The 26,638-nt window shown below is 51.4% G+C and carries 20 protein-coding genes; 12 read left to right on the plus strand and 8 right to left on the minus strand.

Annotated features, from left to right (window positions below):
- The first annotated feature begins 201 nt into the window (after positions 1–201).
- Positions 202–345, plus strand: coding sequence for a sporulation histidine kinase inhibitor Sda (locus tag NYE29_RS15780; RefSeq protein ID WP_076112513.1), 144 nt, complete (start codon positions 202–204; stop codon positions 343–345).
- A gap of 131 nt (positions 346–476) precedes the next feature.
- Here the strand turns inward: NYE29_RS15780 and NYE29_RS15785 are convergent, their stop codons facing one another.
- Positions 477–1,451, minus strand: coding sequence for an NAD(P)/FAD-dependent oxidoreductase (locus NYE29_RS15785; RefSeq protein WP_144024391.1), 975 nt, complete (start codon positions 1,449–1,451; stop codon positions 477–479).
- 328 nt (positions 1,452–1,779) lie between these two features.
- On the opposite strand from NYE29_RS15785, the gene NYE29_RS15790 reads away from it, so the two are divergent.
- From NYE29_RS15790 to NYE29_RS15800, 3 genes are all read left to right on the plus strand, one after another.
- Positions 1,780–2,973, plus strand: coding sequence for an NAD(P)/FAD-dependent oxidoreductase (locus tag NYE29_RS15790; protein ID WP_038596116.1), 1,194 nt, complete (start codon positions 1,780–1,782; stop codon positions 2,971–2,973).
- A gap of 1 nt (position 2,974) precedes the next feature.
- Complete coding sequence (locus NYE29_RS15795; protein WP_340896714.1) at positions 2,975–3,223, plus strand: hypothetical protein; 249 nt, start codon at positions 2,975–2,977, stop codon at positions 3,221–3,223.
- A gap of 170 nt (positions 3,224–3,393) precedes the next feature.
- Entirely contained in the window at positions 3,394–9,837 is a 6,444-nt protein-coding gene (locus tag NYE29_RS15800) for a phosphodiester glycosidase family protein (RefSeq protein ID WP_340896716.1), read from the plus strand.
- Positions 9,838–9,959: 122 nt separating this feature from the next.
- On the opposite strand, the gene hemQ is transcribed toward NYE29_RS15800, so the two are convergent.
- Entirely contained in the window at positions 9,960–10,718 is a 759-nt protein-coding gene (gene hemQ, locus NYE29_RS15805; RefSeq protein WP_340896717.1) for a hydrogen peroxide-dependent heme synthase, read from the minus strand.
- Between the two features lie 257 nt (positions 10,719–10,975).
- On the opposite strand from hemQ, the gene NYE29_RS15810 reads away from it, so the two are divergent.
- From NYE29_RS15810 to dnaI, 3 genes are all read left to right on the plus strand, one after another.
- A complete protein-coding gene (locus NYE29_RS15810; protein ID WP_038596106.1) occupies positions 10,976–11,272 on the plus strand; it encodes a YuiB family protein in 297 nt (98 codons plus the stop codon).
- Between the two features lie 203 nt (positions 11,273–11,475).
- Positions 11,476–13,017 (plus strand): DnaD domain protein, encoded by a 1,542-nt coding sequence (locus NYE29_RS15815; RefSeq protein WP_038596104.1) that lies wholly within the window; start codon positions 11,476–11,478, stop codon positions 13,015–13,017.
- Between the two features lie 24 nt (positions 13,018–13,041).
- On the plus strand, positions 13,042–13,998 hold the full coding sequence (dnaI, locus tag NYE29_RS15820) for a primosomal protein DnaI (protein WP_038600668.1): 957 nt from the start codon (positions 13,042–13,044) through the stop codon (positions 13,996–13,998).
- Positions 13,999–14,263: 265 nt separating this feature from the next.
- Here dnaI and NYE29_RS15825 read toward each other — a convergent pair whose 3' ends face one another.
- Positions 14,264–14,422, minus strand: coding sequence for a YqzM family protein (locus NYE29_RS15825; protein ID WP_144024388.1), 159 nt, complete (start codon positions 14,420–14,422; stop codon positions 14,264–14,266).
- Between the two features lie 351 nt (positions 14,423–14,773).
- On the opposite strand from NYE29_RS15825, the gene trxA reads away from it, so the two are divergent.
- The 3 genes from trxA to NYE29_RS15840 all read left to right on the plus strand — a co-directional run bounded on the left by trxA (position 14,774) and on the right by NYE29_RS15840 (position 19,028).
- Positions 14,774–15,091, plus strand: a complete 318-nt coding sequence (trxA, locus tag NYE29_RS15830; RefSeq protein WP_038596102.1) for a thioredoxin — start codon at positions 14,774–14,776, stop codon at positions 15,089–15,091.
- 130 nt (positions 15,092–15,221) lie between these two features.
- On the plus strand, positions 15,222–17,231 hold the full coding sequence (gene uvrC / locus NYE29_RS15835; RefSeq protein WP_340896720.1) for an excinuclease ABC subunit UvrC: 2,010 nt from the start codon (positions 15,222–15,224) through the stop codon (positions 17,229–17,231).
- A 198-nt stretch (positions 17,232–17,429) separates the two neighbouring features.
- Positions 17,430–19,028, plus strand: coding sequence for a sensor domain-containing diguanylate cyclase (locus NYE29_RS15840; protein ID WP_340896722.1), 1,599 nt, complete (start codon positions 17,430–17,432; stop codon positions 19,026–19,028).
- A 231-nt stretch (positions 19,029–19,259) separates the two neighbouring features.
- On the opposite strand, the gene NYE29_RS15845 is transcribed toward NYE29_RS15840, so the two are convergent.
- From NYE29_RS15845 to NYE29_RS15860, 4 genes are all read right to left on the minus strand, one after another.
- Positions 19,260–20,972 (minus strand): CPBP family intramembrane glutamic endopeptidase, encoded by a 1,713-nt coding sequence (locus NYE29_RS15845; RefSeq protein ID WP_340896723.1) that lies wholly within the window; start codon positions 20,970–20,972, stop codon positions 19,260–19,262.
- A gap of 134 nt (positions 20,973–21,106) precedes the next feature.
- Positions 21,107–22,663 (minus strand): hypothetical protein, encoded by a 1,557-nt coding sequence (locus tag NYE29_RS15850; protein ID WP_038596093.1) that lies wholly within the window; start codon positions 22,661–22,663, stop codon positions 21,107–21,109.
- The gene (locus NYE29_RS15855; protein WP_052092292.1) at positions 22,660–23,394 is read right to left on the minus strand and encodes an ATP-binding cassette domain-containing protein; all 735 of its coding nucleotides are present in this window, start codon (positions 23,392–23,394) and stop codon (positions 22,660–22,662) included. The genes NYE29_RS15850 and NYE29_RS15855 overlap by 4 nt, the downstream gene beginning before the upstream one ends.
- Positions 23,378–23,776: a GntR family transcriptional regulator gene (locus NYE29_RS15860; protein ID WP_038596091.1), complete on the minus strand. Its 399-nt coding sequence runs from the start codon at positions 23,774–23,776 to the stop codon at positions 23,378–23,380. The genes NYE29_RS15855 and NYE29_RS15860 overlap by 17 nt, the downstream gene beginning before the upstream one ends.
- Before the next feature lie 200 nt (positions 23,777–23,976).
- Here NYE29_RS15860 and NYE29_RS15865 point away from each other — a divergent pair, with 200 nt between their 5' ends.
- Together NYE29_RS15865 and NYE29_RS15870 are read left to right on the plus strand one after the other, a co-directional pair.
- Positions 23,977–25,344, plus strand: coding sequence for a TrkH family potassium uptake protein (locus tag NYE29_RS15865; protein WP_340896725.1), 1,368 nt, complete (start codon positions 23,977–23,979; stop codon positions 25,342–25,344).
- A 15-nt stretch (positions 25,345–25,359) separates the two neighbouring features.
- Positions 25,360–26,028 (plus strand): potassium channel family protein, encoded by a 669-nt coding sequence (locus NYE29_RS15870; RefSeq protein WP_340896726.1) that lies wholly within the window; start codon positions 25,360–25,362, stop codon positions 26,026–26,028.
- Positions 26,029–26,100: 72 nt separating this feature from the next.
- Here NYE29_RS15870 and NYE29_RS15875 read toward each other — a convergent pair whose 3' ends face one another.
- Positions 26,101–26,628 (minus strand): hypothetical protein, encoded by a 528-nt coding sequence (locus NYE29_RS15875; protein ID WP_340896727.1) that lies wholly within the window; start codon positions 26,626–26,628, stop codon positions 26,101–26,103.
- Positions 26,629–26,638 lie beyond the last annotated feature (10 nt).

Below are 26,638 nucleotides of genomic sequence, written 5' to 3' on the forward strand. Positions count from 1 at the left end.
TGCAGAATATCCTGTGGTTTGTACCTGTGCATAACTATTATCCCCATATTCCACTGCGGAGCATGGGCCTTCGCAACCCTTACTCACATATTATGCACAGGATTTCCACAGTTGGCTGTGGATAATGAGAACGCTTGTTCGAAAAATGATAGTTTGCTATGATAGATTCAGATCCAAATAAAGGAAAGGTAGGTGAACGTTATGGTTGAATTGTCGGATGAGATGTTGTTGGACTCTTATCAGAGAGCTATAGAGCTCCAATTAGAGCATGATTTCATCGCTCTTTTACTCGCTGAAATTCGCAAACGGAACTTACACTCTCCAGTACATGCGGTTCTACATTAAAGATCATAGACTATTTCTGCAGCAGCTGCTTATCTTTAACCGCAAGCGGCACTAAATAGGGTATCTTTTCAAGTTGAAGTGGAATCAACCTGAAAGGATACCCTTTTATTGTGTAAGTATTGGCAGTTGGCTTAAAGCTTAAGATTGCTGCTATGTCCCGGTGAAAGCTTGGCTTCAGGGTCGATATATACCTTGGCATTGTTCACAGCGGTAGGCGCCTCGCCGAATCCTACAGCGATCAGCTTCAGCTTGCCCGGATAGGTGGTTATGTCGCCTGCAGCAAAGATTCCCGGAATGCTTGTTTCCATACGCGAGTCAACAACGATGGAGTTGCTCTCAATCTTAATGCCCCATTCAGCGATAGGTCCAAGAGAAGAAACGAAGCCGAAATTGACGATTACGCTATCGACTTCAATTTCCTGTGTCTCTTTGGTCTTAATATGGGACAAGGTGACCTTGGTAATAAATTCTTCACCATGCAGCTCTGTGATCTCCGAAGGGGTAATTACATTCACCTTGGAGGCCATGAGATTCTCTACACTGTGCTCGTGGGCGCGGAATTTATCGCGGCGGTGAATCAGGGTTACCTGCTCGGCGATCGGTTCCAGCATAAGTGCCCAGTCCACTGCGGAATCGCCGCCGCCGCTGATCAGCACCTTCTTGCCTTTAAATGCATTCAAATCGTTTACAAAATAATGCAGATTGGCTTTCTCAAAACGCTGTGCATCCTCTATCTCCAGGCGACGCGGTTCAAACGCGCCTACGCCGGCGGTAATGATGACAGCCTTGCTATGGTATTCCGCTTTATCGGTAGTGACGACGAAATGGCGTTCGTCACGTTTCTCGACAGATACGACCTTTTCTTCCAAACAGATGTTAGACTGGAACAAGTCCATTTGCCGTGAAAGGTTGTCAACCAGTTCCTGTCCGGTAATTTTGGGGAATCCTGCCACATCGTAAATATATTTTTCGGGATAAAGAGCAGCGAGCTGCCCTCCCAATTGGGGCATACTTTCAATAAGGGTTACTGATGCCTGACGCATTCCGCCGTAGAAGGCAGCAAACATGCCGGCCGGACCGCCACCTATAATTAGAAGGTCGCTCATAGGAACGCCGGATTGCTCTAATGTCACGTAATATTACACCTCCGAGTTGATATATTCAATTTGCCATACTAGTGTACTTACTCATTATAAACATTGTGGGACCACCCTGCAAAGGCTTAAAATGACCTGAAAATTGTGACGTTTTTTTGCATGATAATATTTGATTAAAACGGTACTAAGGTTTACAATGGATATGGTTATTTTAGAAATCCTTTAAGTTTAATTGGAAATTCTTCTGAATTTAAGTGTATAAATTCACAAAAGAACACTGAATATTTTTACAAAAAATAACACATAGACAGATTTACCTGTTGGAAGGAGCCGGAACATGAGCAGTATTCCAAAAATCGTTATCCTAGGCGCGGGATATGGAGGTATTTTAACTGCCCAGCGGCTGCAAAAGGCTTTGAATTACAATGAAGCCGATGTGACGCTAGTTAACCGACATGAGTATCACTATTTCACTACCCACCTGCATATGCCTGCTGCGGGAACGGACAGCATTGAACATACACGCGTATCTATCTCCAAACTGATTGATGAATTCAAGATTGATCTCGTGAAATCTTCCGTGCAGGAAATCCGTACCCAACAGAAAAAAGTCATTCTCGAGGACGGTACGCTCTCGTATGATTACCTTGTGATCGCGCTAGGCGGCGAGCCTGAAACGTTCGGCATTCCGGGACTTGATAAATATGCGCTGACGATTCGCAGCATCAATTCGGTACGGCTGATCCGCGAGCATATCGAATATCAATTTGCCAAATACAAGAATGAGAATAATGCACAGGAGCATATCAATTTCGTTGTGGGCGGCGCGGGTTTCAGCGGTATCGAATTTGTAGCTGAGCTGGCTGACCGTATCCCTGCGCTGTGCAAAGAATATGATGTAGATCCTAGTATGGTGAATATCTACAACGTGGAAGCGGCCCCGACGGCGCTGCCGGGCTTTGCCCCTGAGCTGGTTGAGCATGCGATGACGGTGCTTACGAAGAAGGGGGTAACCTTCAAGATCGGAGTAGCCATTAAGGAATGTCTGCCGAATGGCGTTATTCTCGCAACCGGTGAGGAAATCAAGGCCTCCACAATCGTCTGGACCGGCGGAATCCGCGGCAACCGGCTGATCGAAGCTGCCGGTTTTGAAGCGATGCGCGGACGTGTGAAGATAGATGAATATCTGCGCGCACCGGGACATGAGAATATCTTTATTATTGGCGACGGCTCCCTGATGATTAATCCGGAAGGACGCCCATATCCGCCGACGGCACAAATTGCCATGCAGCAGGGCGAATGTTGCGCATTTAATCTGGTGGCGGCGATCCGCAGCCAGCAGCCGAAGAAGTTCTCCTTCAGCAACAAAGGCACCGTAGCCTCCCTTGGAAAAGGACAAGGCATTGCCGTTGTAGGCGATAAGACATACAAAGGCTGGACCGCGGCGCAGCTGAAGAAGGTTGTGGATATGCGTTACCTGTTCATTATCGGCGGCATCCCTCTGGTGCTCAAAAAAGGAAGATTCCTTTAAGATGCGCCACTGCAGCGTGCAAGTTCGCGGACTGTTGACGCGTGAAGAGCTGGACCGCTATAACGGCCTGATTGAGGCCGGTTCCTATCTCGAGGATCAAAGCCGGTATGATCTGGCTTATCATGTCCAGAAGGAAATTGATGTGCTCATTCTCCCGGCAATCGAACGCCTGAAGGATAAGGGCCGGGCCCGCGACCGGGCAACGGCTGAATATCTGGAGAGCTTGCGGGAAGATGACGCGGACGAATAGCAACAAGCCTAATATGAAACGGAAAGCTTCCGGTGACGGAGAGTTTTCCGTTTTTTTCTGCGCACTAACAGATTCATGCCAGTGTTAACAATACACCCTACCCTATTTTATTCTCTCCTGATGTTTAGCACATAAGATGTACCCTATGAGAATGTCCAAATTTAGACAAAATGCGACAACCACTGGGAGGGTATGACGAAGTGCAAAGACATCTGCGAAAGTTCAATCCGGCAATCATTTTTCTGTTGCTCTTATCTATGTTTCAGCCAGGTGCAATGGCGAATGCTGCTATTGCTGAATTGCCAGCCAGCGAATACGGAACGGTTATGGATATGCGCAAGACGGAGTTGGCACCGGGTGCGATCTATACCTGGATGGATATTAAAGATGAAAGAGGACGGCAAAAAGTACATACTGTGGAGTTCAATCCACAGAATACAGGCCTGCAGCTGCGGGCCGGAACGAAAAACGGCAAGGTATACGGAATGCAGGGTGTAACAGGTATGGCAACATATGCGGATGCACCGGGTAACCGTGTAATTGCAGGCATTAACGGTGATTTCTATGAAATATCCGGCTATGCCACTGGTGTTCCGAATGGCCTGTTTATGGATGGGGGGGTTATCCTGAACAGCGGCGGCTCATATGCTTTTGGGTTAAAAGCGGATGGCACCTCTATTTATGGACAGCCGGAGCTGTCTATGAGCGTGACGGTAAACGGGAAAACAACGCCGCTAAACAGTATCAACCGTTACCGGAATACGGATCAGCTCGTACTCTATACGAAGGATTACAACAGCTCAACGAAATCAACTGCTGATGGCGATGAAATCGTACTGGATATCGCTGAGGGCGAAGTCAAAAGCGGACAAACCCTGAAGCTGAAGGTATCGGAGGTCCGGACAAGCCAAGGCGATACTCCGCTTGCCCAAGGCAAGGTCGTGCTGTCCGCGCATGGCGCTTCCAGGTCCGTATTGCAAGGATTGGCACCCGGAGATGAGGTCACTGCCGCATTTGCACTGAAGGGCGAATGGAAGGATGTCGCACTGGCAATCGGCGGGCAGGGACCGCTAATCAAAGACGGGGTTGTACAAACGGGCGTCGGGCCGGCAGGAGTGCATCCGCGGACAGCCATTGGTACGAAAGCAGACGGCAGCGTGGTGCTTTTTGAAATTGACGGCCGTTCTCCCGGGTTCAGCGAAGGGGTGGAAACAGAGGAACTGGCAAAAATCCTCAAGGATCTCGGTGTCGTATACGCCATGAATCTGGACGGGGGAGGATCTTCGACCTTTGTGGCGAAAATGCCGGGGACGAATGGAGTCAAGATGCTGAATCAGGGGTCGGACGGTTTTGAACGGCAGACCGGCAACGGATTGCTGCTCGTCAACACCGCTCCTGAATTGACTGTGGCCTCGAAGCTTGCGATCCAGCCGAATGCTGAGAGGATTTTGAAAGGTTCCAGCTTTACCTTCACTGCTGCAGGCATGGATGAAAATGGCCACCCTGCTGCGTATACGGGGGCGCTGAATTGGCAAGTTGATCCGGTTCTGGGGACTATAAATGAACAGGGTGTCTTTACTGCCGGCCCTACAGCCGGAGTGGGCAAAATTAGTGCAGGAGCCGGGAATGCGCAGGGAGAGGGCGAGATTGAGGTCGTCGAAACGTTGACGGAGCTGGAATTCCCCGATGAAATCAAGACATACACATCCGGCCAGTCCGCCCAGTTGTCGGTAAAGGCGCTGCGGGGCGGACAGACCATCCAGGCTGACAACCATAGCTTTGAGTGGCGTGTGGAAGGTGAGATTGGCACGGTGGATGAGAACGGGTGGTTTCAGGCAAGCAATGAGAACGGAAAAAACGGTAGGATTTACGTGAAATATGGCAGCGTGGAAACCTCCTTTGAAGTGAATGTTGGTTTGCCGCCAGTTATGTTGGAGAATTTTGAAGCGGGGATCGGTAAGTATAAGGCATCCAGTGCAGCAGCCAACAGTGTAACGCTGGAGGAAGTGACAGATCAGGACTTTATCCGCAGCGGAGACAGGGCGCTGAAGCTGGAATATGATTTTATTGGAAAAACAGGCACCTCAGGAGCTTATGTCGCGGCAACGTCGACAGAGAACCGGATTCAGATACCGGGTTATCCGGAGAAAATCAGTATGTGGATCTATGGAGACGGCCAGAAGCACTGGCTGCGCGGCCAGATCCGCGACGGCAACAACGCGGCGGTTCCGGTAGATTACACTGATCAGGTGAACGGGGTGAATTGGACAGGCTGGAAATATGTCGAAGTGGCGGTGCCTAAAGGTAAAACAACCCCGTTGTCGATGGATATGCCTGTCCGTTATATGGAGACCAGCAATCTAAAAAAAACAAAGGGTGCCATTTATGTGGATGATATCCGCGCCCTCTATGGCCCGTTGGAAGAAGACCAAACACCGCCGGTCATTAAAAATGAGTATCCTGGCGCCAATGAGATGGTCAAGACGGCAACGCCGGCCCTTTCGGTGAACGGAGAGGATGCCGGCTACGATCCGGTTGCGCATCCGGGAACAACTTTAATCGATGCCTCGAAAGTGCGGTTATTTATTGACGACCAGCTCGTAGAGCACGGCTTCTATCCTCCTAAGGGACAAATTACGTACAAGCCCAAGCTTCCGCTTGCGGAAGGCCGGCATAAGGTGAAGCTTGCGATCCGCGACCTCAGCGGCAATCAGACGATTAAGGAATGGTATTTCACAGTGAATCTGGGATCTCCCTTCTATAAATATGTCACGCCTGAGGTTGTATACGCCGGGAATACGTACACTGTGGATATAACGGCGGAGAAGGCGGATAAGCTGAAGGAGGGTTCAGTTGCTTTTGCCTTTGACCCTGCGGCTGTCCGCGATCTGAAAGTAATTGCAGGCAGCAAGCTGACAGAAGGACAGCTCGAACCGGTTATCGACGCGGCCAAGGGTACAGTGCTGTTGAAATTGAGCCGAATCCATGAAGCAGGGCTTGAAGACAGCGATCTGATCGGCCAGATTCAATATACGGTCCGCAATGATTATATCGGGCCTTATACATTGGAACAGCTTGGAGGACAACTAAGCAAACCGCTGACCATTGAGAATACCTCCGGCTCTGTCACCTCGACAGAGGGCAGCGGAACGCCGATCAGCTTCATTGGCGCTTCCCTTGAAAGTACAGTGATGACGCAGCTTAAGCTGACCTGGAATCATTATGAGATCGCCAAAGGTCTGGCGGCTTCCTTCTCGGTAAGTGAAATGGAGGGGGGAACTGCCTTCCAGGGAGCCAAACTGCTGATCGACGGTGTGGAAGCAGAGGAAGTATCCGGTGCGGATGGGCTGCTGGCCACGAAGTCCGCTACTGTAACGGAAGGGACATTCAAGCTGCAGGCGGTAAAAGGCAACGCCTATAGTCCGGTGATGACGTTTAAGGTAGCGCCTTATGACGGCACGGCAGCTCCGCGCAACATCAATGTGACCATGGGCGAGGATGCCGGCACCAGCCGGCGTTTTGCCTGGCAGACTCAGCCGCAGACGGAGGGCAGTGTAGTTGAATTGGTAAGGCAAGCTGAGTTCACCAGCTTTGAAGACAGCAACGTGCTCAGAATTGAAGGCGCGAGCACCATCTACAACAGCAATAACGACGGAACGATGCGCGTGCATAAAGCGGAAGCGGCTAATCTTGAACCGGGAACGGCCTATGTATACCGGGTGGGGGACGGAGCGGCGAATGTAAGTGCCCAGGGTACATTTGTAACGAGCGGTGGAGACCGTGAAGCCATCAAGTTCCTCTTTATTGGAGATTCGCAGGCGGATTCGCAGGCAGGCTTCGAGCTATGGAGGAATACTGCGCAGCAGGCTTTCCAGTACATGCCGGATGCGGAAATGCTTGTGCATGCAGGAGATATGGTCGACAAGGGCTTCGAGCAGGAGCAATGGAACTGGTGGTTCGGAGCTGCACAAGAACAGCTGATGCACACTTCGCTTGTGCCGATTATCGGGAACCATGAAGTGATGGGTACGAACGGTGACGGGGATTATCTGGCCCAGTTCAATAACCCGCAGAACGGTGCAGCGGGTGTTAAGGGAACAAACTTTTCATTTGATATCAAAGACACGCATTTTGTAGTGATGAACACGGAGCATGGCGAGGCGGAGTATAAGGAGCAGGCCCAGTGGCTCGATCAGGATCTGTCAGCCACGGACAAGAAGTGGAAGATTATTTTCTTCCATCAGGGACCTTACGGCAGCATCTATGCCAATGAACGGGTGCAGCAGGTCTGGGTGCCGGTATTTGACAAGCATAAAGTAGATCTGGTGATGAACGGACATGATCACATCTATATGCGCTCCTATCCGATGAACGGAGGGCAGCAGGTTGCCGAAGGCGAGGGCACCCGGTATGTCATCGGCGGATCCTCCGGTCCCAAATTCTATGCGCTGACCGAAAGGTTCTGGCAGGAGAAAATTTATGACGAGGACGAGCAAATCTTTACTGCGGTTGAAATAAAAAATGACGAGATTACCGTCACTGCCCGAACGGTTGACGGACAGGAGATTGATCAACTGGTCATTGCCAAAGTGGCTCCGGAATCCGTTACACTGGACCGAACGGAAGCATTGCTTGAGCCTGGACAAAGTATGCAGCTGCATGCGCAGGTGCTTCCTGCCAATGCCTCCAAGGTGAAAATCCATTGGTCTGTTGTTTCCGGGCAGCCGGAGACCACGGTAACGGTTAATACTTACGGATTAGTGACCGCCCTTAAGCCGGGGACGGCAGTCGTAAGGGCAGCCGTTGAAGGCTACCCTGCTATATATGCGGAGAGCAAGATAGACGTGGATGCTCTGGAGTCGCTCTCTCTGCAAGGCAAGCAAGTATTACGGGCGGGAGATACCGATCAGACGGTAACTGAAGCTGTGTATGCCTCCGGAAAGCGGATAGCCGTAGTTGAAGGGCTGAGTTATTCCAGCCAGAATACTGATGTGGCCACGGTTGACGATCGGGGACAGGTTGAGGCGCATGCTGCTGGCTCAACTGTGATCTCGGTAACGTACAGAGAACTGGCCGCCCAGTATAAGCTTACGGTGTCAACGGACGGTGCGCCAGTGTTGACCGGTCTGGAGATCGAAGGCCCGGAAACCCTGGAACAGGGAAGCAAGGGCGTTGCTGTAGTTCAAGCCGTGTACAGTGACGGCAGCCTTGTGAAGCTGGCCAAGGGGGTTCTGTTCGAAACCTCCGATCCTAAAGTGGCGGAGATTAGCGAGACTGGGGAAATACACGCGCTAAGTGCAGGAACGGTAAAAGTCCGTGGGGAGTATAACGGGATGAGTGCAGAGTACGGGCTGGTGGTGACTGCTGCCGGACAAGAGCCGACGCCAGTACCAACGCCGACACCGACGCCAACACCAACACCGAGCTCACCCCCGGCACCTGGCGGGGTAATCTCTCCTACTCCTTCTCCGACAGCTGCGGCAACGCCGGAACCTGGAATCGTGGAGATTGCAGCTGCCCGGTTATCCGGAGAGCGGAATGCGCAAGGGGAGGTTGTAATTACAGCCGATCGGGCCTGGACGGAATTGATCCTGCCAGGGAATGCCGGCGAGTTGCTTGGCAAGGCTCCGCTTAGAATCCAATCGGCCGGCTTGTCCGTGGTGATTCCTGCCGGAGTGCTCGCCGAATTAAGCAGCAAGGTACCGGAAGGCGCAATCCCTGGCAGCACCATCTCATTGGCTGCTGAAACAGTTGGCAGCGACTCCGCTGAGGCCTTGATCAACCGTGCAGCGCAAATGTCGGGAGCACGGCTGGAAGCGGCAAGTGAAGTGAGAGAATGGAAGCTTAGCCTTACAACAAAGCAGGGTCAGGAATTTGTCTTATCGCAATTTGCACAACCGGTTACTATTGCTTATGAGGTTATTCCACAGGGGAATAAAGAGCTGCTCGGTATTTACTATATTGGAGAAGACGGGGCGCTTGCGTATGCCGGCGGTAGATGGACCGAAGGCAGACTGAGCGCAGCCGTGAGCCATTTCAGTAAATATGCCGTTCTGCAATACGACAAAAGCTTTAGTGATTTGCCTGCAGAGCACTGGGCATCCGGCGCAGTGAAGCAGTTGTCTGCCAAGCAGCTTGTGCAGGGAGTGTCTAGAGAACGGTTCGATCCGAACCGGGCGGTTACCCGCGCAGAGTTCACAGCAATGCTGGTACGTTCACTGGGACTCAGCGGACATACGGCTACAGGGTTTGCCGATGTCCAGCCGGACAAGTGGTATGCGGAGGCAATTTCTGCGGCGCAGCAGGCCGGAATTGTGAACGGTTTGTCGGGTTCCGCATTTGGGCCGGAAGCTGAAATTACCCGTCAGGAAATGGCAGTTATGCTCATTCGCGCTTACGGGTATGCGGCGGAGACGCAGGTGACCACAGCCTCAGCTGCAGCAGCTTTTGCCGATACAACAGACGCTCCGCAATGGGCCAGGACGGCTATTGAAGAGGCCGTGCGCCTAGGTCTCTTGCAGGGGCGTGCCGCAGGACGCTTTGAGCCGAAGCAGAACGGTACACGTGCCGAAAGTGCACAAATGATTGTGAATCTGCTCCAGTATATGAAATAGGCAGTAACGGAAAGCATACAAACAAACAGACCGCAGCGGTTAGGCTGCGGTCTGTTTGTTTGTATCTATGAACCCGGCATAAAAGCCATGATATGAAATACAGTGTGCGGCTGTCCGCGGGATTACAGCTTCAGCATCTCTTCGAAGCTCTCCGGAGTCAGCAGATTGCCGACATAGAAAGGGCCGAATTCGCCGTAGCGGGCGCTGACTTCATCGAAACGCATTTCGTAGACCAGCTTCTTGAACTGGAGCGCGTCCTCGGCGAACAGTGTAACGCCCCATTCCCAATCATCAAAACCGACGGAGCCGGTAATAATCTGTTTTACCTTGCCGGCGTAACCGCGTCCGATTAGGCCGTGGGAATACATAAGCTCACGGCGTTTCTCCATATCGAGCATGTACCAGTTGTCAGCAAGCTCGCGTTTCTTGTTCATCGGATAGAAGCAGATATGTTTGGCTTGCGGCAGAATCGGCTTCAGGCGGGCGGCCACATGCGGATTCAGCATGGGATCACTGCCATCCCCGGCGCTTCCGCCGGCAGCATAGTTGCTAAGTTCAACAATACTGACGTAAGAGTAGGACTTGGTGGTATATTGGGCAAAGGCGATTTTGTTGAAGGCGGTCTCAAGGCTATTCAAAGCTTCCAGGCTTTCGCGCAGAAACATCATCACGAAATCAGCCTTCTGGCCGACAATGGCGTATACGGTGGAGCTTCCTTCCTTGGCTTCTTCAACCGGGCCCCATTCCTGCATAAAAGCATGCAGCTCCTCGAGGGCAACGGCACGCTCTTCATCATCGGCAGCCGTCCAGGCCGTCCAGTTCAGCGAGCGGAAGTCATGTAGTGCATACCAGCCTTCCAGTGTCAAAGCGGCTTCGTTCATGTTCTCACTCCTTAAAAGTAGAAATAACTTTGCTTAAAACCAGCTTCGAAAGCATACGCTTCTATGTATGATCCGATTGATCTATTTGCATTGTATCGCATGCGGGAGGCCCAGAGCAAACCCTGACACCGGCATTTGAGTTGAATGGAGTGTGAGCTGCAATAATGTTCATTGCTTCGTTACATTTTTTCTAGTAAACTTACTATTAATTAAGGCTTAGTGTGCGGTTCTTTATAGAGAGAGGGGATGGCGGTACGATGGGATTTATTCCTGTGTTGGTTCTGGCCGTTTTATTCTTTGTCATGATGTTCGGCATTGGCTTTATCCTCAATATGTTAATGAAGACCACCTGGTTTCCCGCATATCTGTTCGTGATTGTCATTCTGCCGATCGTAATTTATTCCATCTGGGATAGAAGCGCCATGACGCTCTGGGAGCATTTGTCCACCTTTCATATTGTGGATTATCTTACGGGGATTGCCGGACTTGCGGGTGCGGTGCTCAGCGGCTGGACGATCCAGAAACTGCGGCTTGGCGGCTATAAAATGTTCTGATAAAGATTTGCATCATACAGAAACGGCTGCACTCAGGCCGTTTTTTTCTTTTTTGCCCGCTATCGCCAGCAAGTGTTCATAAGGGGCCGATAATGCGGCGAAATGCGCCTTATTTGGTTCTTTTTTTACATTTCCGGCCGGGTGTTTTGTGATAGAATAGAAATCTATATGAATTCGTGTAGAAAAGGGGGAGGTATCCGCAGATGCGTATGAGCAACTTGCATCATTTCACCGAACATCATCGGTACTGCGTTTCCCGCGAATTCGGTCTAAGCAGTGTGGATGGACGTATGCTGGGTTCGGTCTATCAGCCGATGGTCGGAGCCTTTGCAATCAGCCTTTACAGGCTGCTGTTTGAACATATTCCGGCTGAAGCAATCGGCTACTCCACAGTGGAGCAGCAGCGCAGGCTGTTTATGACGCTTGGAGTTGAACCGAATGAGAAGGGCCGCAAATATTTAGTGGATCAGGCTTCCCGGCTGGAAGCGGTGGGGCTGCTTCAGACCTGCCGGATCTATGTCGGGGAAACCGAGGATTATATGTATGAATACGAGCTGCTGCCGCCGCTGTCGCCGGCTGACTTTTTTGCAACTCAGCATTTGACGCTGCTCCTGCGGGACAAGATCGGCAAATTCGCTGTGCTGTCGCTGCGCGAGCAGTTCTGGAACCGCGAGCCGGAGGAATGGAGCCGCCGGTCGATTGGCAAAGAGAATATTTCACTGCCCTTTTATGATATCTTTCAATTGAATACCCATGTGATAGATTATGAGCTGGAGCAGGCGCTGGCCGAGGTAGCTACAGTCCGCCAGCCGGGGACGCGCGAAAGCGGCGAGCCGGCCATCGGCTACAGCGATATTATTTTGCGGTTCCCCAGGGAATCGGTCAACCGGGTTCATGTTGAGAAGCTGCGTTTTGATCATACCCAGATGGGTGTCATTAATTATGTGGCCCATAAGTATGAGCTGAGTCCCCAGGATTTAAGCCGCCTGCTGGATGAGGACGGGGTCTTTACGCCTGACGGCGAGGTCATTCTTGATACGCTGCAATACAAGGCGAGCCAGCATTTCCGCCAGGATATGAAGCGGCAGGAGAAACGGGAGATCGCTGCGGCCAAGGTAGTCTCGCTGCGCTCAGCTGCGGCTGAGGAAGGCGATGATTCCATTGCTCCGCCGGAGCAGTCGGTTGAGATGGAATATTATGTGGAGGTTCCTCCGCAATTCATGTCCAAATGCGATATTCACCAATATAATATGATGCTGCGCAACGAGCCTTATACACGGCTGCTGCAAACCTTTTTTCCGGGTGCGGTGCCGGGCCAGCTGATGGATATTTTTGAGAAAATAGATCTGAACTACAAACTCAGCGGTGAAGTCATCAATGTGCTGATTCATTATCTGATGACGATGGTTGCTTCGGGCGGCGATCAGCGGATGAACCGCAATTTCGTTGAGGCAATCGCCTCCAATATGCTGGTGAAGCAGGTGAACACGTACGAGAAGGCGGTGCGCTACATCCGTGACCAGTCGAAGGTCAAGGGCAAAGGAGCGGCATCCGGCTCCACCGGCGCGTCCGGAACACGCCAGCGTTCTTATGCGAAGAACGGGCGCTCCGCCAAGCCGGAAATTCCAATGGTGCTTGATGACGGCAGTGCCGGAACCGTATCGGAAGAGGAATTCGCGGCGATGATGAAGAAAGCGGCCGAGATTAAGGCCAGTAAGAAAAAGGGCGTTTCGAAGACGCCGTAAAGAAAGCGAGGTGCGGAAATGGCAATGGAGTCTATGGGCGAAGTGCTGCGTTCGATGAACAATTCCGCTCTGCGCCAGCGTTCGCGCGATCTTGAGCAGAATCTGCTGAACCATCCTTTGGTGAAGCAGCTGCAGGCTGAGCATCCGGAGCTGGAGGAGTCGCGGCTCAAGGTTCACTTGAGCCGGTTATATCAATATGTCGAGGAGAGCCGCCACTGTGCAAACTGTCCCGGCCTGGAGAAATGCCCGAATGATTTCCCCGGGCACTACAGCAAGCTTACAGTTGAGACCGTTAACGGCTCGTCGGATCTATATGAACGCAAGACAGCCTGCAATCTTAAGGTGGCACAGGATAATCAGGACAGCATCCGCAAACGGATCCGCAGCTTCTATGTAGACGAACGTGTGCTGAACGGCGGTTATGACGAGATGGATATTATGGGCAAGGACCCGCGCAGGGCCTCAGCCGTGAATAAAATATTTGATTATATTGAAAGAATCAAAGAAAACGGACTTACTTCGCAGGGGATTTACCTGCACGGCACTTTTGGAACAGGCAAAACGTTCCTGATGTGTTACCTGCTCCATGAGCTGGCGGTTGCGGGGTATAGCGGTGTGATTGTGTACATGCCCGATTTTATCGAGGATCTGAAGTCGATCATGCTGGACGGCCAGAAATTGAAGGAAACCGTCGATACCCTGAAGAATTGTGATTTGCTTATCTTTGATGACATCGGTGCGGAGAACCTGAATCCGTGGGCCCGCGACCATGTGCTCGGAGCAATCCTCAACTACCGGATGAACCGTAAACCTACCTTCTATACCTCGAATTATCCGCTGGACGGTCTGGAGAAGCATCTGAGCTTCACCAGCAAGGACGGCGAAGAGCTCTACAAAGGCCAGCGTCTGATGGACCGCATCGCTCCGTTTGTGGAGGTTATTCCCCTGCACGGCGAGAATCAGCGCGGAACAGGCAGATAAGGCGAAGAGCCGGCTTTATAATTAACATACAAACAGCGGCAGCCCGGGACGTTAAGTCCAAGGTGCCGCTGTTTTTTTTTTTTTTTGAAAATAGGTTTCACACGATAACTTATCCTTCTATTTCTCGCTGAAACGGTACCCTCCTCAAAAAGGACGGCAAAGCCGTTTCCACTTGGTCCATAAACCGATTGACGCAAACAAACCTCCAGCATTTTCCTTGTGGGGAAAGGCTGGAGGTTTGCGCTGTGTGATAAAACCTGCCTGTCTATTCGGAGAGAATGAATTTGACGATTACCATTCCGAAGAAAACAAGCGTCATAAATCCCGTCATTCCAAAAAAACCGGCCAATAAATCACCTAAATCGTTGCGGGGCTCCTCATTGAAGTGCTCCCGCGGGTCCCGGACCTTAGCATTGACATCCATAGCTTGCTCCTCCTTGCGGTTGCATGCCTGCACTTAAATAGGTTACAGTTATACATGTGAGAGAAGTCATTGACAATTAATGCGCTTTCCTCAAGTATACGAACTCAGCAGTGAGATGTAAAGATGAGTTTCTCTTACAAAAAATAGATTTTATACAATGTAATTGTCTAAAACATTTCCCAAAAGCACTGTATATATGTTATACTGTTGATGTGTCGGTAAATGGTAATTTGGTTATCATATTACATGAAACATTTTTATCCCGCTAACATTTCGGAGTGAATTCGCTCGAACTAGCGTACGCTATAGAAGCGGATATTGCTTCGCAAAACTTAAAGGAGGAACAATATCATGGCTATCGTGAACGTGTCTGACCAATCCTTCGTCGGCGAAGTGGAAGGTCAAGGTACTGTTGTAGTAGATTTCTGGGCACCTTGGTGCGGCCCTTGCAAAATGCTTGCCCCTATTCTGGAGGAATTGTCCACCGAGCTGGGAGACAGCGTTAAAATTGCTAAATTGAATGTAGATGAGAATCCGGAAACGGCTTCCCGTTTTGGAGTAATGAGTATTCCTACGCTGATTTTCTTCAAAGACGGCCAACCCGTGGATAAAGTTGTAGGACTGAACTCCAAGGATTCCCTTAAGAATATCGTAGCTAAACATCAATAATTTCATTTGATGCTGCTGTACTTGGGCCGTTTTCGGCCCAATCGCCAAAGCGCCTCCGGTTTATCCGGAGGCGCTTTGTGTGCTAAACTTACCTTATAAGCTGCAGCCAAGTCTAGGTGGGGGAGAAATCATGGACTATAACGATAATATCCGCAATAAGCTGGCACTGCTGCCCGACCTGCCCGGGTGCTATCTGATGAAGAATGAAGAAGGCACCATCATTTATGTGGGCAAGGCCAAAGTGCTGAAGAACCGCGTCCGCTCTTATTTTACAGGCAGCCATAATGGTAAAACCCAGCGGCTTGTCGCCAATATTGTTGATTTTGAATACATCGTGACCTCCAGCAATATGGAAGCGCTCATTCTGGAGTGCAACCTGATTAAGAAGCATATGCCGCGTTACAATGTGCTTTTGAAGGACGACAAGACGTTCCCGTATTTGAAAATAACGAATGAAGCTCATCCGCGGCTTGAGGTTACGCGCCGGGTGATTAAAGATAAAGCGAAATATTTCGGACCCTATCCGAATGCTTACGCGGCCCATCAGACAAAAAAGCTGCTGGACCGGATGTATCCGCTGCGCAAATGCGGAGTAATGCCGAAAGAGGTCTGTCTCTATTATCATATGGGCCAGTGCCTGGCACCTTGTGAGAAGGAAGTGCCCAAATCCGCCTACGAGGAAATCACGCAGAATATCGCCGCTTTTCTCGGGGGCGGACATGAAGCGGTTAAGAAGGATTTGCAGCAAAAGATGCAGGAAGCCGCAGAGGAGCTGTACTTCGAGCGGGCTAAGGAATTGCGTGACCAGATCATCCACATCGATGCCCTGATGGAGAAGCAGAAGATCAACACTGCGGATACCAAGGACCGCGACGTCTTCGGCTATGCTGTGGATAAAGGCTGGATGTGTGTGCAGATTCTGTACATGCGGCAGGGTAAAATGATTCAGCGCCATTCGTCTGCTTTTCCGTTCTACGGAGAGGCTTACAGTGACTTCATGTCTTATGTGACGCAGTATTACAGCGACAATCCGGCGTTGCCGCAGGAGATCCTGCTGCCGGATAAGCTGGAGGAAAGCACGGATAAACCGGCTCAGGTCACGGCTTCCGGTGACAGTGGGATGACCGGTGCGGGTGCGTTCACAGCGCTTGTTGCCGAGGCGGCCTCCGCAGATGAAGCTGCGGCGGAGACTGGTCAGGTAACGGAGCAGGATATGGCAGAGGATGCAGAAGTGCGTGAAGCCGCAGCGGCCGAAGCTGCTGCAGCCGGCACCGTGGATGCGGCCGGAGGGGCGGCAGCCTTGCAGGAATGGCTGAACGTCAAAGTGCTTGTGCCGCAGCGCGGGCTCAAGAAGCAGATGGTCGGCATGGCCTGCCAGAACAGCCGTGTGGCGCTTGACGAGAAGTTCCGTCTCATTGAACGGGACGAGGAACGGACCTCTGGAGCGGCCCTCAGCCTCGGCCAGAGCCTGGGGCTGGAATCGCTCAGCCGGATAGAAGCCTTCGATAACTCGAATATTCAGGGAACCAATCCGGTGTCGGCGATGGTCGTATTCATTGACGGCAAGCCTGCCCGGAAGGAATACCGCAAATACAAGGTCCGCACGGTCCAGGGACCGGATGACTATGAAACGATGCGCGAGGTTATCCGGCGGCGTTATGAGCGGGTGCTGAAGGAAGATTTGCCGCAGCCTGATCTGATTGTGGTCGACGGCGGGAAGGGGCAGATCTCCTCGGCCATCGACATCCTGCAGAACGAGCTCGGTCTTTACATTCCCGTCTGCGGTCTGGTCAAGGATGACAAGCACAAAACCGCCCAGCTGCTGATCGGCGACTCTGCCGAGCCGGTGCCGCTGGCGCGCGACAGCCAGGAATTCTATCTGCTGCAGCGTATCCAGGATGAAGTCCACCGCTTCGCGATCACCTTCCACCGCGAGCAGCGCGGCAAGTCGATGGTCACCTCGAAGCTGGACTCCATTCCGGGCATCGGTGATAAGCGGCGGAAGCTGCTGCTGAAGCATTTCGGCTCACTCAAGAAAATTAAGGAGGCCTCGATTGAGGATTTCCGCCCCCTCTCCATTGGCGAAAAGCTGGCGGGGCAGATTCTTGAGGCCCTGAAGGACGAGGAACCGTCTGTATAGGCGTGCCGCTTCTATTGCAGCGGACTCCAGGCTGACCCCTACGGGTCGGCCTTTTTTTTGAGGGTTCAGATAAGGGTTGCCTCTCGGGGAGAGCCGAGCAGCGGCGGGCATTTACGCGCCATCTTTTTATCGAATAACGTCATGATTTGATGTATTATGTATTTAGTTGTTTTTTATAGAAATGAGGAGGGTTATCGTTTGTTTACAGTAAGAAGGGCCGAACTGTGTCCTAGTAAAAAAATCAGTCTCACATGGCTGCTTACGGGCCTGGTGACGCTGGTGGTTTTGCTAACCTCAAGCATTCTGCTGATTGGCTCTTACGAGTCCAAGAAACAATCTTTGATAGAGACGACACTCCAGCTGAATTACTCCAGCGCTGAACGAATGTCTAAGACGATGGATTCCTTATTCCTGTCCATGCGCAATAGCCTGAAATACAATGCTGGTGTACTCTCTGATTTTGATGCTATGACTCCGAAACAAGTGGATAATCATCTAGAACTGATGCGCAACAGCAGCAACTTCTTCAATTCCATTACCTTAGTCGATGCTGACAGGGTGATCCGCAACGTTGTTCCCGCATCAGTGGGAACGGCCGGCAAAACTCTTACCTCCAAAGCCGGTCTGGTGGCTCTGGCGCTACAGAAACCATATCTCTCCTCCCCTTCCCTAACCCCAAACACTAAGCGGTTAATCGTATTTATGAGTCAACCGGTTTTCAGCAGGAACGGAACATATCTCGGTATTTTGAGCGGGACGCTTTATCTGCAGGAGGACAATATCCTGTCTATGATTTATGGGAATAACAACGTGGACGAGTACGGTTCTTATTTTTATATTGTGGATTCCAAGGGGCAGCTGCTGTACCATCCAAACAAGCAGTTTATCGGGAGAGATATCAGCACCAACAAGGTTGTGCAGAAGCTCATGAAGGGAGAGCGCGGAAAAGAGCGAGTAATTAATACCATCGGCATTGAGGTGCTTGCGGGGTACTCCAGTGTTCCAGCCAATGGATGGGGGGTTGTGGTCGTATCGCCGATTAGTATCATCCATCAAGAGCTGATGGGCCATCTCCGGACAATTATCGCGTATTCGATCTTCCCGTTTCTTATCCTGCTGATGGGCGTTATTTTCATAGCATACAAGCTGGCCCGGCCGTTCGTGCATCTGGCAAATCTGGTGAGCAGGATAGGCAAGGAGAACATTGTAATTCCGGAGGTAAGGCCACAATGGAGCCGGGAGGCAGAGTTGCTGACCGATGCCGTATTGCTTGCTGTAACGGATATTCAGAAACAGACGGATCAGCTTACTCAGGAGGCCGCGACGGATGCGCTGACGGGCTTAATGAACAGGAGGTCGCTTAAATATCAGCTGGGTCATTGGATTGACTCCGGGCTGCCGTTTTCGCTCATTGTACTGGATGTAGACAGATTCAAACTCGTAAATGACACCTATGGCCATGTTACTGGTGACGAAGTACTGAAACACGTTGCCGGAATTATAGCATCCTCGCTTCGCCCAAGTGATGTCTGCTACCGCTACGGAGGTGAAGAGTTCGTCATTCTGCTGGCTGAAACAAGACCAGCGGAAGCTTATAATGTAGCCGAAAGAGTCCGGCTGGCCCTTGAACAAAGCGTGGCTCCCATTCCAACACGGCTTACGGTCTCTCAAGGTGTAGCGCACTATCCTTTACATGCGTCAGAGCAAGAAGCGCTGCTGGAGATGGCGGATCGGGCGCTGTATCTGGCCAAGAAGGGGGGGAGAAACAGGACTGTGATTGCTGAGCCTAACGATTGAAGATTATAGTGAAATTTACCGGTTTGCGAAGATAAGGGGAATCCGGGAATCATGTAGAAATGTTATATATTATTAAATGTTGTCATAATCAATAGGGGCAGTTTCTAATTCAGGTGTTTACCATATTGGTTGCATTGGTGCTCTATGACCGCTTCTTTAAAAGGAGATAAAACGAGGTGTTCCGCAGGCTGATGGCAGCCAGCTGGAACACCTCATTTTATTATTGAAAGCTTAATTTAAGTTGCCAGCAGGCTGAAGCGATTCTTCGGGCTCCCGTGGATTCGCCTGACCCGGCTTGTTCGGCGGGTTAAACCGGTACACGATGTAACCGACCACGAATGGCAGGATGAGCGTCACGATTCCGGCACCTATATTTACGCTCTCCTTCATGAAGATCAGCGTGGCTCCCATCAGAATGCTGTCGAACACGACATGGCTGAACATGACGGCGATAAAGCCGTAGCGCAGGAAAATATAGCTGAACAGCAGCCCAATCACTGTCAGCTCTATCGGACGCGAGCTAATCGGGTAAATCGGATACAGTGTATGGCCGAAAGCCCAAATGAGCGTCGTGATCAGCGAGGCAATGAAGGTGTTGCGGACGATTTTTTTGAGCATCCGGATGCCGAATAGGCGGTAGACGGCTTCCTCGGACAGGCCGGCAAGCCAGGCGACGATCGGCAGCAGCCAGGCATATCTCATATTGTAGGGAGATTGGCTGGCGTCCGTGGTGGACCAGTTATGCAGCGTGAGCGACAAGATGATGAACATAATTGTCTGCACACCAAGCAGGATAAAGGCCCAGATATAACCGGTGCGCATGCTGTCGAGCACATATTTGCCGTATCCCGGCTCCTTGGCGCGGGGCCAGGGATTCAGGCCTTCCTCCTTGCGCCATAAGCCGTTGCCTCCAACGAGCGAGAAGTAGAGCAGGGAGGACATCAGCAGGCTGTACAAGGCGTAAATGACGAACAAGATGGCAGAGGTTATCCGGGCTTCAGGGCTGTCGCTGCCGGATTCCGGCAGCATATTGTAAGTGCTGACCATCATGATTACAAAATGGGCCAAACTTAAGAAGATGCCGCGCACAAAGGAAGTATGGCCTCTTCTCAGAATGCTGTAGATCAAGGCGAGAATGCCAAGAGCCAGTGTCGGCAGGCCGTAGCCAAAGCGCGTCAGCGTTTGGGCCAGCGAGGTCTGGTCCTCTACATACGAAGTATGCCAGGAGGGAGCGGAAAATCCGGCCCGGAAGTAAGAAACCTCACCATCCTGGAAATTAAAGTTATAATGCAGCAGAGTTTCTCCGACTTTGACCGAATGGTCTGTATAGACAAGCCCGTATTCATTTGAGCCGGCTTCGATCTGCAGCTTAGCAGGATTTACTCCCCATTGCTTGAGCCACGGGCGGGCGAGCTCCTCCTTCTTATCCAGAGAAAGCGAGGAATCACTGTTTGCACGGGCAGCAGCCGGAGCGCTTCCATAACTGGATCCGTCCTCGGATTTGATGCTGGCACCGCGGGCAAAGGCCACAACCTCTCCAGTGTACATATTGAGATCAACGGTGAGCTGGGCGTCTTTTTCTCCGGATGCCTGAAGCACAGCATGATAGACGTCAAAGGGATAACGCTGATCCAGCTTGTTTTTGGAGTAGTCCTGCAGGAGCTTCTCCCGGGACATATATCCGTAGAAGTCCGAATCAGTCTGATAAACGACGGTCCAATGATCATTTGCTGTCTCCGTATGGCTAAGCTGCTGGGCTGCGAATGCGGCAGCATGTGAACGGGCTTCGTTCTTGCTGATGACGGTGGTGTCTTCTCCATTGGTACCCGAAAGGAGCTGGGGAGCTACCTGGAACATAATAAATACGATAAGACCCAGAATGCCCGCTACGATAAGTTTGATGGAAAGAGGCCGCTGCTGTAAGGGCTGGCCGACGGAATTCATGAAACGCCTCCTTGTGATGAATTGATCCTGCTCTTTTCCTTAAGCTTCGTGCTTTTCTTATTATAGTATCACTTGGCGTGCGGTTACAGGAAATTTCCTGTTGTCCCTTTACGTTTACGTGAAGATTGCCAAGCTTATGCTTGTTTTGTTTGGGCTGCAGCCTTCTTCTGCGGAGTTAAGATGAGGTGATAATATTTGGCTCCCGCAAAAATACAGCATGCCGCAAGAGGCAGGCCAATGACCGCAATCCAGCCCAGCAGGCTCCAGTCCGGCATTAAGCCGCTGTGCATTTCCTTAGGGATCATAAATCTGTTGATCAGGACGCTATGCAGGGTGCCCAGCAGCACGATCGGAAGCAGAAGTAAAGATAGTGCCGATGATTTCATCAGATAGTATTCGGCCTGCATCAGGCCAAAGGTTATTGTCAGCGTAAGTGTATAAAGAAGAAATGAAAAGAGCAGCCATGTCAGGGCGTAAGACAGATTGTTCAGATCGATCTTGCCTGTAATGAAGCCTATAATACTCCCTGCAAAAGCGGAAAGCGCCAGAACAATGATGATCCGCATAACAGTAACCCATACAGCAGCAACTCCGGACAGCAGTACAGCCAACCGGCTCTGCGGGAAGCCGAGCAGCCAGGGCAGCTGTTTGCGTTCGAGGCTGCTGCGGCTCACCATCCACAGGAAACCGAACAGAACGGGCAGCATAAACAGCAACCTTGCAACGGACTGGATAGCTAATCCGTCTGTTGATCCGTAATAACCGGCTGCAATGCTGAGCAGCGGCACTGCCAGCTTCAGGATGAGTATGTTTGGATGCTTTTCTATTCGGCGCACCCGGCTGGTATGGAGCCGGAACAGAGTGGTGAATGGCGCTTTGCGGATGGTGAATGTGTTTGTTTTGGCGTTCTTTCCCCATCTTGCATTTGCAGATGAGGGAAGAGCGGTTGATTGGAGTTCCCCCATTCCTCCCAGTCCGTTGCGGGCGATAAGCGGCATCAGGAAGTAACAGAAGGGCCATCCGATTAGAATCAGAGCAAGTGCATACATCAACACTGCACTCGGAGAGGCATATTCCACCCCTTTCAGACCAAGAGTGGATGAGCTTAGCAAGCTGGCATAAATAAGCGGCAGCAGCCACAGTAAATTATATGGAATAACCAGCAGCACAGCAGCTTTTCGTGCACGCATAAGCAGGGTGATTGCCAGCCCCCAGACTACTGCTAAAGGCAGTGTGGCTATGATGAACAACGTATAGGCGGCAAGCATGTAGATCAGCTCCCCAGCCGGAAGCGGGGCATACCGGCCGGCAAGAGCGGAAAGGGCATAAACGGCAACTGCAGATGCCATCACCAATAAGGCGATGTTCAGGCTGTGCTTCAGCAGGCTGGCCACTTTGGCATAGAGCAGTGTAAGCCGGGAATGTGGAAAGGATAAAAACCATTCTCTATGCTGTTGACCTTGGAATGCCAGGATGTGAAGCGTGGACAGGCCCAGCGTAACGGTCCATAGCAGCAGTGCTGCAAAGATAAATGGCGAACGCTGCGTTGCTCTGGTGGCGGGAAGATACATGCCGACAAGCACCATCACACAGAACAGCGATAAGCCAATCAGAATGCTTTTAGATTTCCCCTGTCTGGAAGGGCTGAAACGGCTGTACTCCAACTGAACAAGTGTCTTCAGCGTGGTCATGCGAACACTTCCCTGTATCGAGATTCTACCGATTTGCCGGACTGGCGGAGCAATTCGACGTCTTCGATGCTCTGGATTTGGCCTTCACCGATCAGGATCAACCGGTCAAACAGCAGCTCCATCTCGCGGATATCATGGGTTGCGATCAAGAAGGTACGGGCTCCGTCCGCCAGCTCACCCACGACCGCCGAAGCGATCCGTTCTCTGGAGATTAGATCCACTCCGGTGAACGGCTCGTCGAGTATAACCAGCGGTGCCTGGCGCGACAGACAGGTCAGCAGCTGCAGCCTGGCTTCCTCGCCCCGGGACATCGCGGATATCTGCGATTCCGGTGAGACCGAAAGCTCACGGAGCAGTTCCTGTGCTTTCGCCTCATCCCAGTCCGGGTAGATGCCTCCGGCAAAGCCGAGCCACTCCCGGACGGTCAGCCAGCCGGGCAGATTGCTGCGGTCCGGCAGCATGGACAGTTCGCCAAGGCGCTGAACACCTGCGGGTTTTCCGAAGATGTGAGCCGAGCCGGAATCTGCTGCCGTAAGCCCGGATATGATGCGAAGCAGAGAGGATTTGCCTGCTCCGTTAGGCCCCAGAAGGCCCGTTAAGCTGCCTTGGGGAATTTGAAAGCTGATTCCGTCCAGTATTATTTTCTTCTTTACCTTAAGTTTTAAATTATTGCATTCTACTGCCGGAGCTTTCGCTGACAACCCGGCATCCTTATTATGATTCACTGGCATTTGAATCCTCCTTATCGAAATTCAACATTTGTTCAGCAGAGATGCCGAGCGTCCCGGCAACAGCCTTGAACTCCCGGATTGCCTTGCGCATAATGGTTTTGCGCGCCTCGCCGATGACGTCTTCCTCGCGGGTAACAAAAGTGCCTTGGCCGCGGTAGGTGACAATCAGCCCCATCCTCTCCAGCTCCTGATAGGTTCTGGCGGCGGTAGTCGGATTAACCCCCCGTCCGGCGGCCAGCTCTCTGACCGAGGGCAGACGCGAGCCGGGGGGGATAAGGCCGCTGACAATCCGTCCCTGTATGGCTTCGACAAATTGCTCGTAAATCGGAAGCGAGGGGTTGATTTGGAATTGCTCCGGCAAAAGCTCAATAGATGGGTCCATGGGGTCCTCCCCTCATAGTGGTGTTATTGGTGTATGGATACATGCCATACACTTAATGAATGAAGTGTACCACTACACACCACACAATATCAAGTGGAAATCTCACATCCGTAAATCGCCTTTGTGAAGTTGGACAATAACGTATATAATTTGTATGTTTATTTAGTGTTTATTTTATTTGTAGAAGCGAATATGAGAGGATGAGGAGTTTGGCTTCACCGTTTCCCAAAATTTCCGGATTCAGATTCTTGAAGCTTTCCCCGCCTCAAATACTGGTGTTAGGTTTTGCAGCTGTCATTCTGATCGGCACCCTGCTTCTGATGCTGCCCATTTCAAGTGCATCCGGTCGCTCGCTAAGGTTCATTGATGCACTGTTCACCGCAACGTCGGCTACCTGCGTGACCGGACTTGTTGTGGTAGACACGGGGACCTATTTCAGCGTTTTTGGTCAAATTACCATACTGGTGCTGATTCAAATTGGCGGCCTCGGATTCATGACGATGGCGACCTTATTCGCACTCTTGCTGAAACGCAAAATCTCGCTTCGCGACCGGCTTATTCTTCAGGAAGCCATGAATCAGAGCTCGATGGAGGGCATTGTCCGGCTGATCCGCAAGGTGCTGCTCTATTCACTGGTTATTGAGGCAAGTTGTGCGGCCCTGCTAGCGCTGCGTTGGACGGTGGATATGCCTTTTGGCCGCGCGGTGTATTATGGCATCTTTCATGCTGTCTCGATGTTCAACAATGCCGGGTTTGATATCTTCGGCGGTTACCGCAGCCTGACCGGATACGTCAATGATCCCACTGTGAATATTATCGTCATGTTCCTTATTGTTTCCGGCGGTATCGGGTTTATTGTCATGTCGGATCTGATGGATTACCGTAAGAGCCGCAGGCTGCTGCTGCACACCAAGGTGGTCCTGTCGATGACGGCGGCGCTGCTTCTGATTGGAACAGTAGTCATTTTTGTTTTCGAGTTCACCAACTCACGCACGCTGGGTCCGCTGAACCTTGGCGGCAAACTTTGGGCCTCCTTCTTTCAGTCTGTAACGCCGCGTACCGCCGGTGCCAATACGGTGGATATCGCCGGGCTGCGCCAGGCTTCGCAGTTTTTCATCGTAATTCTGATGTTTATCGGAGCTTCCCCGGGCTCAACTGGCGGCGGGATTAAGACAACAACGTTCACCCTGATGATCGGGGCGGTAGTTTCGATGCTGCGCGGACGTGATGATATCGTGCTGTTCCGCTACCGGTTGGCGCAGGAGCGTGTGTTCAAGGCGCTGACAATTACGCTGCTTGCTCTACTGCTGATTGTTTCCGTATCGATGGTGTTGTCCACCACGGAAGAACGCCCCTTCCTGATGATTCTGTTCGAAACGACCTCGGCCTTCGCCACTGTGGGCCTCAGCATGGGATTGACACCGGAATTAACGGAAGTCGGCAAGATTCTGATCTGCCTGACCATGTTCGCCGGAAGGCTGGGTCTGCTGACCCTGGCGTATGCGCTTGGCCCGAAACAGGGTAAAGCATTGTATAAGTATCCGGAAGGCAAAATGATAATTGGATAAGGGGTTAAACGAATTATGAAACCACAGCAGTTTGTCGTAATCGGGCTCGGCCGTTTTGGCTCAAGCCTTGCGCTTGAACTGATGGCCATGGGCTATGAGGTGCTTGGGATTGACCATCAGGAGGACAGGGTTGAAGAGATGAGCGGCCGGCTGACTCATGCTGTAATGGCGGATGCTACAGATGAAGGAATTATGCGTTCGCTGGGGGTGCGTAATTTTGACTGCGGTATTGTGGCAATTGGAGATAACATGGAGCGCAGCATACTGGCGGCGATCCTGCTCAAGGAGCTTGGCGTAAAGCAGGTGGTTGGCAAGGCGATAACGATTCTTCACGGGCGGGCGTTGTCCAAGCTGGGGGTCGACCGGGTTATTTTCCCCGAGCGGGATATGGGTGTCCGTGTGGCGCATCAGCTGGTGACGCCCAATCTTCTGGACTATATCGAAATCTCCAAGGATTATAAAATTGTCGAGCTGACCGTGCCTTCCTGCATGAACGGCAAAAGCCTCTCGGAGCTGAACACCCGGGCCAGATACGGCTGCAGCATCATTGCCCTGAACCGTGAGGACGGGATCATCGTCGCTCCTACCGCGCATGATCATGTGAATGAGGGTGATATTATGGTGGTCATTGGCTCCAATCAGAGTATTGAAGAGTTCGAGGACGGAGCTGTAAATGCGGATTAGTGCTATATGCCCGTCTGCGTAGAATTTTAAAAGGAATATAAAAACGCCCGGATGCTTATCCGGGCGTTTTTGCTATTGTGGAAGCGAGGCAATGGTAGTGAATATCTGTGAATAGACATCTTTAATATTGGCTGGATTGACTTGGTCATTGTACAGCCCGTACCCCCAGAATTGCGCTTTATCCCCAGACTGATAATAGCCTGAAGCATACATGTCTGGTGACAAATCCGGCACTTCTTCATAGGACAGATCCTCAATCACAAAAGGTACATATGATTTCTTGGATTCGATGAAGAAAAACGGGATGCCCGCTTTTTGATATACCTTAGCATATTTACTATCCGCAGCGTCGGATAAATAATCCTTCTGAATAAAAACGGCATCCACAGCAGACGGAAAATCCGCGCCTTCTTTTAACTCATCTAAGGTCATCTCTGTGAATGTGATGTTATTCTCCCGTATTTCCGGAGCATCGCCTATCATTCCTATGTCCAAATTCTTGCCCTCGTAAAGCGGTGTGTCCGGCGTGTACGGAGCGCAGCCTGCCAAAATCGTGAACGCAAACATAAAAAGCATGAATGGAAATTTATTCTTTGCCATGAGCAGCAGT

Origin of the sequence: Paenibacillus sp. FSL M7-1046 (genome assembly GCF_038007405.1) — a bacterium.
Classification (GTDB): Bacteria; Bacillota; Bacilli; order Paenibacillales; family Paenibacillaceae; genus Paenibacillus_AQ.

Excerpts from the sequence above, each read along its gene's own strand:
- NYE29_RS15780 (WP_076112513.1), top strand. The coding sequence starts at position 202 with ATGGTTGAATTGTCGGATGAGATGTTGTTGGACTCTTATCAGAGAGCT.
- NYE29_RS15785 (WP_144024391.1), bottom strand. The coding sequence starts at position 1,451 with ATGAGCGACCTTCTAATTATAGGTGGCGGTCCGGCCGGCATGTTTGCT.
- NYE29_RS15790 (WP_038596116.1), top strand. The coding sequence starts at position 1,780 with ATGAGCAGTATTCCAAAAATCGTTATCCTAGGCGCGGGATATGGAGGT.
- NYE29_RS15795 (WP_340896714.1), top strand. The coding sequence starts at position 2,975 with ATGCGCCACTGCAGCGTGCAAGTTCGCGGACTGTTGACGCGTGAAGAG.
- NYE29_RS15800 (WP_340896716.1), top strand. The coding sequence starts at position 3,394 with ATGCGACAACCACTGGGAGGGTATGACGAAGTGCAAAGACATCTGCGA.
- hemQ (WP_340896717.1), bottom strand. The coding sequence starts at position 10,718 with ATGAACGAAGCCGCTTTGACACTGGAAGGCTGGTATGCACTACATGAC.
- NYE29_RS15810 (WP_038596106.1), top strand. The coding sequence starts at position 10,976 with ATGGGATTTATTCCTGTGTTGGTTCTGGCCGTTTTATTCTTTGTCATG.
- NYE29_RS15815 (WP_038596104.1), top strand. The coding sequence starts at position 11,476 with ATGCGTATGAGCAACTTGCATCATTTCACCGAACATCATCGGTACTGC.
- dnaI (WP_038600668.1), top strand. The coding sequence starts at position 13,042 with ATGGAGTCTATGGGCGAAGTGCTGCGTTCGATGAACAATTCCGCTCTG.
- NYE29_RS15825 (WP_144024388.1), bottom strand. The coding sequence starts at position 14,422 with ATGGATGTCAATGCTAAGGTCCGGGACCCGCGGGAGCACTTCAATGAG.
- trxA (WP_038596102.1), top strand. The coding sequence starts at position 14,774 with ATGGCTATCGTGAACGTGTCTGACCAATCCTTCGTCGGCGAAGTGGAA.
- uvrC (WP_340896720.1), top strand. The coding sequence starts at position 15,222 with ATGGACTATAACGATAATATCCGCAATAAGCTGGCACTGCTGCCCGAC.
- NYE29_RS15845 (WP_340896723.1), bottom strand. The coding sequence starts at position 20,972 with ATGAATTCCGTCGGCCAGCCCTTACAGCAGCGGCCTCTTTCCATCAAA.
- NYE29_RS15850 (WP_038596093.1), bottom strand. The coding sequence starts at position 22,663 with ATGACCACGCTGAAGACACTTGTTCAGTTGGAGTACAGCCGTTTCAGC.
- NYE29_RS15855 (WP_052092292.1), bottom strand. The coding sequence starts at position 23,394 with ATGCCAGTGAATCATAATAAGGATGCCGGGTTGTCAGCGAAAGCTCCG.
- NYE29_RS15860 (WP_038596091.1), bottom strand. The coding sequence starts at position 23,776 with ATGGACCCATCTATTGAGCTTTTGCCGGAGCAATTCCAAATCAACCCC.
- NYE29_RS15865 (WP_340896725.1), top strand. The coding sequence starts at position 23,977 with ATGAGGAGTTTGGCTTCACCGTTTCCCAAAATTTCCGGATTCAGATTC.
- NYE29_RS15870 (WP_340896726.1), top strand. The coding sequence starts at position 25,360 with ATGAAACCACAGCAGTTTGTCGTAATCGGGCTCGGCCGTTTTGGCTCA.
- NYE29_RS15875 (WP_340896727.1), bottom strand. The coding sequence starts at position 26,628 with ATGGCAAAGAATAAATTTCCATTCATGCTTTTTATGTTTGCGTTCACG.